The sequence below is a fragment of the Streptomyces sp. genome (assembly GCF_035563135.1).
GTDB lineage: Bacteria > Actinomycetota > Actinomycetes > Streptomycetales > Streptomycetaceae > Streptomyces.
Genome location: NZ_DATMVN010000150.1, coordinates 1 through 6886, shown reverse-complemented (window position 1 = coordinate 6886; position 6886 = coordinate 1). Strand labels below are relative to the sequence as shown.

Sequence of the window (6886 nt, the reverse complement as noted above, 5' to 3'; positions counted from 1 at the left end):
GACATCATCCAGGTCGGCACGATCGGCCTGATCAAGGCGATCGACCGCTTCGACCTGTCGCGCGAGGTGGAGTTCGCCACGTTCGCGGTGCCCTACATCGTGGGCGAGATCAAGCGGTTCTTCCGTGACACGACCTGGTCCGTGCACGTGCCGCGCCGCCTCCAGGAGCTGCGGGTCGAACTGGCGAAGGCCAAGGAACTCCTCTCCTCCAAGCTCGACCGCGACCCGACGGTCGCGGAACTCGCCGCACATCTCGATCTCCCCGAGGAGGAGATCATCGAGGGCCTGGTCGCAGCCAACGGCTACTCGGCGGGCTCGCTGGACACCCCGAGCGCCGACAGCGAATCGGGCAGCGAGCAGCGCGCCTACGCCGATCTCCTGGGTGAGGAGGACCCCGGGATGGAGAGCGTCGAGAATCTGCACACCCTGGCTCCGCTGCTGCGGCAGCTGGACGAGCGGGAACAGAAGATCGTCCGCATGCGTTTCGGCCAGGAGATGACTCAGGCGCAGATCGGCGCGGAGCTGGGCGTGTCCCAGATGCACGTGTCGCGCCTGCTCAGCAGGATCGTGCAGCGCCTGCGCGCGGGCATGAGCGTCGAGGCTTGATCCAGTCACCCGCACATTGAATGACCGAGGCCCGGCCGAGCGCCGGGCCTCGGTCACATATGCTTCCTGCCGAAACGGCTGTGAACGTTCTGTGCCGTCAGTCGGAGGGAGTGGAGTGTGGCCGAGATGCCGTTGGACACCTCTGCGCGCGTGAAGGAGCTGGGCGGGATCCCCCCGCAGCAGCGGGTGCTGACCGCAGGCGACACTTCCGTCTGGGACGTCGACGCGGCTCTCCTCCTGGTCGAGGACGACTCCGGGGACGCACTCCTGGTCGAGGAGATGCTCACCGACAGTGAGCTGGACGCCCCTCTCACATGGTGCAAGACGCTGGCCGAGGCCCGGCGGTTCCTGCTGAGCTGCCGGACCTCCGTCTGTGTCCTGCTGGACCTGCACCTGCCCGACGTGAACGGCCTCGACGCCGTCCGCCAGCTCGTCGAGTCCGCCCCCGACGCGGCGGTCATCGTGCTGACGGGCCTGGACGAGTCGAAGACCGGATTGTCCGCAGTGGCGCAGGGTGCCCAGGACTACCTCGTGAAGGGCCGGATCGATCCCGAGGTCCTGGGCCGCGCGGTCCGTTACGCCCTCCAGCGCAAGCACGCCGAACGGTCGGCGGCGGCCATGCGGACCAGCCGGCTGATCGCCCAGGAGAACGCCCGTCTGGAGCGTGCCCTGCTGCCGATCCCCCTGCTGCTGGACGACAGCTTCCAGGTGGCCGCCCGCTACGAGGCCGGGCGCGCCCACGGGCTGCTGAGCGGCGACTTCTACGACGTGGTGCAGACCGCCGACGGCGCGGTGCACGCGGTGATCGGCGATGTGTCGGGGCACGGTGCCGCCGAGGCCGCCCTGGGGGTCTGTCTGCGGGTCGCCTGGCGCACGGCCGTACTGACCGGGGTCACTCAGCTGGAGACGACCGGTCTCCTGGAGGAGATACTCGTCGCCGAGCGGTCCGACCCCCATGTGTTCGCCACCGTGACCACGCTCGTCTTTCCGCCCGGCCGGGACAGGGTGCTCGTCGCGCGGGCCGGGCACCCCGGCCTGCTGCTGCGGCGCGGCCCGGAGGTCGGCTGGGTGGAGCCCGAAGCGGGTATGGCTCTAGGATTGCTGCCCGGCGCCGGCCGCTGGACGATCACGGAGCTGGAGCTCTCCCCCGAGAGCGAGCTCGTCCTGTTCACCGACGGCCTGTTCGAGGGGCGCACGGGACCCAAGTCCCGGCTGGGCGAGGACGGCCTGCTGGCCATGGCCGGCAGATACGGCGCCCTGGAACCCCGCGCGTTCGTCGACGCGCTGGTCGCCGAGGCCACCGAAAGCGCCTCTCCGTACGGCGGGCTGGCCGATGACGTCGCCGTCCTGCACCTTGGCTGGAAGGCGAACTCATGAGCACCACCGGACCGTCGGCAGACGGGCGGGGCGGCCGGATAGCGCGGCTGTCCGTCCAGAACTGGGTCCATCTGATCCTGGCCGGCTTCGTGCTGGTGGTCTGCGGATGCCTCGTCGTGGGCGGGTTCGTCCTCTCCCGCATCTCCGACCGGACCACGGATCTGGTGGACCGCATCCAGCCGGCCCGCTCCGCCTCGTTCCAGCTGCAGAACTCGCTCCTCGACCAGGAGACCGGGGTGCGCGGTTTCGCACTCACCGGTGACCCCTCGTTCCTGGAGCCCTACGAGAGCGGGAGGCGGGCCGAACGCGAGCGGGCCGCCCAGGTGCGTTCGCTGATCGGGGACGAGCAGCCGTACGGCGCGGACCTGGAGCGGATCGAGAAGGCCGCCCAGCAGTGGCGCACCCTGCGGGCCGAGCCACTGATCGCCGCGGTGCAGGCGAGCGGGCCCACCGGTGCGTCCTCCGCCCCGCTCACCCGGAGCAAGGCGGAGTTCGACGCGTTGCGCCTGCTCTACACCACCCAGCAGAGCCGTCTGGACGACGCACGCGACCGTGTCCGCGGCGAGCTCGACAGCGCGCACACCACCCGCGACCGGGTGCTCCTCGCCCTGGTCATCGGCTTCGTGCTGTCGGTCGTGTCGCTCAGCCTGCTGCTGCACCGCATGGTGGGCCGGCCGCTGAGCGCGCTGACCGCGGCGTCGAACAAGGTGAGGTCGGGCGCGTTCAACGGCAGGATCGAGGTCAGCGGTCCGTCGGACGTCAGGGCCGTGGCCGCCGCGGCCGAGGACATGCGCCGGCGGCTGGCCGCGGAGCTCGCCGAGTCCCAGGAGCGGGAGACGCTGCTGTCCGAGCAGACGGCGGAGCTGCGCCGGTCCAACTCCGAACTGGAGCAGTTCGCCTACGTCGCCTCGCACGACCTCCAGGAACCGCTGCGGAAGGTCGCCTCCTTCTGCCAGCTGCTGGAGAAGCGCTACGGCTCGGAACTGGACGCACGCGGCCGGCAGTACATCGACTTCGCGGTCGACGGCGCCAAGCGGATGCAGGTGCTCATCAACGACCTGCTGACCTTCTCGCGGGTGGGCCGGGTGCAGCAGAGCTGGAAGCCCGTCGATCTCGGTGCCGCCCTGGACAGGTCCCTGTCCAATCTCACCCTGGCCATGGAGGAGTCCGGAGCCGTCGTCGTACGCGAGGATCCGTTGCCGGAGCTCCTCGGCGACTCGACCTCGCTCACCATGGTGTGGCAGAACCTCATCGGGAACGCGGTCAAGTTCCGCCGGGCCGACGTGCCGTGCCGGATCACTGTCGGGTGCGTCCAGGAGGACGACAACTGGCATCTGACGGTCGCCGACAACGGCATCGGGATCGCGCCGGAATTCGCCGACAAGGTGTTCATCATCTTCCAGCGTCTGCATGCCCGGGACGAGTACGAGGGCACCGGAATCGGTCTCTCGCTCTGCCGCAAGATCATCGAATTCCACGGTGGCCGGATCTGGCTGGATCCGGAGCCGGCAGAGGGCACGGTGTTCCACTTCACCCTCCCCGTCCTGCCTGAAGCACCCACCCACACCACGGCGGAGCTGCTCGCCCCCGCCGCGCTCACCCCCCGGTCGGGAGACACCCAGTGAACGACGACGTCAAGCCCATCGAGGTCCTGCTGGTCGAGGACGACCCCGGTGATGAGCTGATGACCCGTGAGGCGTTCGAGGACAACAAGATCCGCAACACCCTGCATGTGGTGCGTGACGGCCAGGAGGCGCTGGACTTCCTCTACCGCCAGGGCCAGTACACCGATGCGCCTCGCCCCGATCTGGTGCTCCTCGACCTGAATCTGCCGAGGTACGACGGCAGGCAGGTGCTCGAGCGGATCAAGACCGACCCGGAGATGGCGCTGATCCCGGTCGTGGTCCTCACCACTTCCTCGGCCGAGGAGGACATTCTGCGGAGCTACAAACTGCACGCCAACGCCTATGTCACCAAGCCGGTCGACCTGGAGCAGTTCATCGGGGCGGTGCGTCAGATCGACGACTTCTTCGTGAGCGTGGTCCGGCTCCCTCCGCGTGCGTAAGATCTGAGGACATGACCCCGAGTGGGATCTTTCGACGTGGGTACACGAACGGCGAGAAGAGGTCCACGACCTCCCCTGCGGCGCCCTGGCTGGAGCACATGAACGAACAGGCCACATCACGGCCGGACAGCCCCCTTCCGGGGCCTCCGGCCTCCGATGTGCTGCTCATCGCCGAGGTGTTCGACGGCGAGCCCGGATGCATCGCTCAGGCCCGCGCGCTCGCCGACCGTTTTCTGACACGGCTCGTGGCCGAGTGGTTCGCGGTCCTCGGCGAGCACACCCGCAGCGACCTGATGCTGGCGGTGAGCGAGCTCATCACCAACGCGGACCGTTACAGTCACGGCCCCTACCTGCTGGAGCTGGAGGGCGACGCGCGGCGCATCAGCGTCACGGTGTACGACAGCAGCACGGCGCTCCCCGTGCTCTACTCCCCCGACCCGTCCCGCCTCGGCGGTCACGGTATGGAGATCGTGGTCGCGCTCTGCGACCGGCTCACGGCCGAGCGGGTGCCCGTCGGCAAACGCATCCGTGCCGAGTTCATGCTCAGCACCTGAACGACGCCGCGCTCTCCGGTGCACTGCTCCGGCCCGGCAGGGGCGCGGTCCCGTTCACCCCGTGAAGTGGAGCGGCAGCACGGCGTCACCGTCCCGGCGAAGTTCTGAGCCTTCGGGCAAGGAGGACTACCGTCGGGAGGAGGACCAGGAGTGATGGACGTACTACTGGAGCAGTACGCCGGATCGCCGCCTCAGGGACGACGACGCGGCGGCTCCGACGGGACATCGTGGTGTCATGAGTTCCCTCGCGCTCTCCGTGCTGCTGTCACTGGTCTCCGCGGTCGCCTACGCGGCCGGCGCGATCGTCCAGGAGCGCGTGGCCGCGGCCGGTGACAGCCGCCCGTACGCACCGCTGCGCAACGGCGTCTGGTGGGTGGCGGTGGCGCTCAACGGTGTGGGAGCGCTGCTGCACGTCGTGGCGCTGGCGTACGGGCCGCTCAGCCTCGTACAGCCCCTCGGAGCCCTGACGATCGTCTTCGCGCTGCCGATGGCGGCGGTCTTCGTCCGGCGCCGGGCGGGGCGGACCGCCTGGCGCGGCGCCGTGATGGCCACCGTCGGCCTGGCCGGGCTGCTGGCTCTCACGGGGAGCGCGGGATCCCGCACGCTGGCCGGGCCGGAGCAGTTCATGCTCGGGACCGGGACCTTCGGTGCCGTGGTGGTCCTGCTGGTTCTCGCCAAGGGGCTGCACCGGCCGATGCCGCACAGCGTGGCGCTGGCCGTCGGCGCCGGTGTCGCCTTCGGCATGGCGTCGGTGTTCACGAAGACCGTTGCGGTGGAGTGGACCTCCGGCTCGGTCGTGTCCGGGCTGCCGACCCTCCTGGTCATCGCGGGGCTCGCGTCGGCGGGGCTGCTGCTCTCCCAGGCGGCGTACCGGGGCGCCGGGCTGACGGCGCCACTGGCGACGGTCACCGTGGTCAATCCGGTCGTGGCGGCCGTGGTGGGCATCACCATGTTCGGGGAGCAGTTCCGCTACGGCATCACGGGGACCCTGCTCGCCCTCGGCTGCGGAGCGCTGGCGGCGGCGGGTCTGGTGCTGCTGACCACGGAACGGGAGGAAGCGGGGCGGACGGAGTCCGGGGAGCGTGTGCCCGGGGAGCCCGCCGAGGATCCGGACGTGCCGCGCCCGGTGGTGCGGTCCGGGCCGGCGAGACCCGTGCTTACCCAGGGCTCGGCGGTACTGCCGGGTCCTTTCCCGGGGCCGACCGCTCTCTCCCTCCCGCTGGCCCTGCCGTCGGACCACGGCGGCGGGCGCGTGGAGTTCGGCGGCGGGCGGCCCGCGGCCGACCAGGCCGGCCGGGGTGACCCGGAGGGTCCGGCGGCGAGGGCCGTTCAGACGTTGACGCCACCGGCCCGGAGGTAGGCCAGGGGGTCGATGTCGGATCCGTAGCCGGGGCCGGTACGGATCTCGAAGTGCAGGTGCGGGCCGGTGCTGTTGCCTGTGGATCCCGAGCGCGCGATCCGCTGGCCGCTGCCGACCTGCTGGCCCTCGCGCACGTGGAGCGAGGAGAGGTGGGCGTACTGGCTGTATCTGCCGTCGCTGTGCCGGATGACGATCTCGTAGCCGTACGCGCCCGCCCAGCCGGCCGAGACGATCTTCCCTGAGGCCACGGCCTTGACGGAGGTGCCGGTGGGGACCGGGAAGTCGACGCCTGTGTGGTAGCCGCTGGACCATGAGCCCGACTGGCGGTACGGGGTTCCGGTGCGGGCCGCCACGGGGGCGGTGAGGCCGGACCGCGGTTTGGCCGTCTTCTTCTCGGCGGCGGGCTTCGCCGCCTGCCTGGGAGCGGCCGGCTTCGACTTCTCCTTGGCCTTGGGCGCGGCGGTCCTCGGGGCCGCCTTCTCCGTGGCCTTCGGAGCGGCGGTCCTGGGCGCCGCCTTCTCCGGGGCCTTGGGCGCGGCGGTCCTGGGCGCCGCCTTCCGCTCCGTCGGCGGCGTCCCTGCCACGTCGAGGGTCAGCCGCTGTCCCGGGAGGATGAGGTCGGGGTCGGCACCCACCACGGCGCGGTTGGCCGTGTACAGCTGCTGCCAGCCGCCCTGGACCCGCTCGGCGGAGGCGATGCCGGAGAGGGAGTCGCCGCGCGCCACGGTGTAGGACTCGCGCTGACCGGGCACGGCGGCCGGCGATGCCTTCGCCGCTCCGGTGTCGCGGGCCTTCTTCTTCCCGGAGCCGGCCTCCGGTGCCTTGTCCTGCCCGGTCTGGGCGGCCACCTGCCGCTCCGGCCGGGGAGCGAGGTCCGGCGCGTCGCCACCCTGTTCCAGGCCGGCCCGGGCGGAACACGTCGGC

Annotated in this window: 7 protein-coding genes; 6 read left to right on the top strand and 1 reads right to left on the bottom strand. The window is 70.8% G+C overall.

Features of this window, described 5'->3' with window-relative positions; genetic code table 11:
• From VN520_RS06260 to VN520_RS06235, 6 genes are all read left to right on the top strand, one after another.
• Positions 1-606: SigB/SigF/SigG family RNA polymerase sigma factor (locus VN520_RS06260; protein WP_325745836.1), on the top strand; the 606-nt coding region annotated here is incomplete at its 5' end.
• A 126-nt stretch (positions 607-732) separates the two neighbouring features.
• A complete protein-coding gene (locus VN520_RS06255; protein WP_325745838.1) occupies positions 733-1983 on the top strand; it encodes a fused response regulator/phosphatase in 1251 nt (416 codons plus the stop codon).
• Positions 1980-3608 (top strand): sensor histidine kinase, encoded by a 1629-nt coding sequence (locus VN520_RS06250; protein WP_325745835.1) that lies wholly within the window; start codon positions 1980-1982, stop codon positions 3606-3608. Before VN520_RS06255 ends, VN520_RS06250 begins: the two co-directional genes overlap by 4 nt.
• A complete protein-coding gene (locus VN520_RS06245) occupies positions 3605-4048 on the top strand; it encodes a response regulator (protein ID WP_325745834.1) in 444 nt (147 codons plus the stop codon). The genes VN520_RS06250 and VN520_RS06245 overlap by 4 nt, the downstream gene beginning before the upstream one ends.
• Positions 4049-4146: 98 nt before the next feature.
• Positions 4147-4602 carry an ATP-binding protein gene (locus VN520_RS06240; RefSeq protein WP_325745837.1) on the top strand — a complete coding sequence of 152 codons (456 nt, stop codon included), beginning with the start codon at positions 4147-4149 and terminating at the stop codon, positions 4600-4602.
• Positions 4603-4837: 235 nt separating this feature from the next.
• Positions 4838-5962 (top strand): DMT family transporter, encoded by a 1125-nt coding sequence (locus VN520_RS06235; protein ID WP_325745833.1) that lies wholly within the window; start codon positions 4838-4840, stop codon positions 5960-5962.
• Here VN520_RS06235 and VN520_RS06230 read toward each other — a convergent pair.
• A partial coding sequence (locus tag VN520_RS06230) for a LysM peptidoglycan-binding domain-containing M23 family metallopeptidase (protein ID WP_325745832.1) occupies positions 5932-6886 on the bottom strand: 955 nt, incomplete at its 5' end. The genes VN520_RS06235 and VN520_RS06230 overlap by 31 nt on opposite strands.

Coding starts and splice junctions, on each gene's coding strand:
- VN520_RS06255 (WP_325745838.1), top strand. CDS start 733: ATGCCGTTGGACACCTCTGCGCGCGTGAAGGAGCTGGGCGGGATCCCC.
- VN520_RS06250 (WP_325745835.1), top strand. CDS start 1,980: ATGAGCACCACCGGACCGTCGGCAGACGGGCGGGGCGGCCGGATAGCG.
- VN520_RS06240 (WP_325745837.1), top strand. CDS start 4,147: ATGAACGAACAGGCCACATCACGGCCGGACAGCCCCCTTCCGGGGCCT.
- VN520_RS06235 (WP_325745833.1), top strand. CDS start 4,838: ATGAGTTCCCTCGCGCTCTCCGTGCTGCTGTCACTGGTCTCCGCGGTC.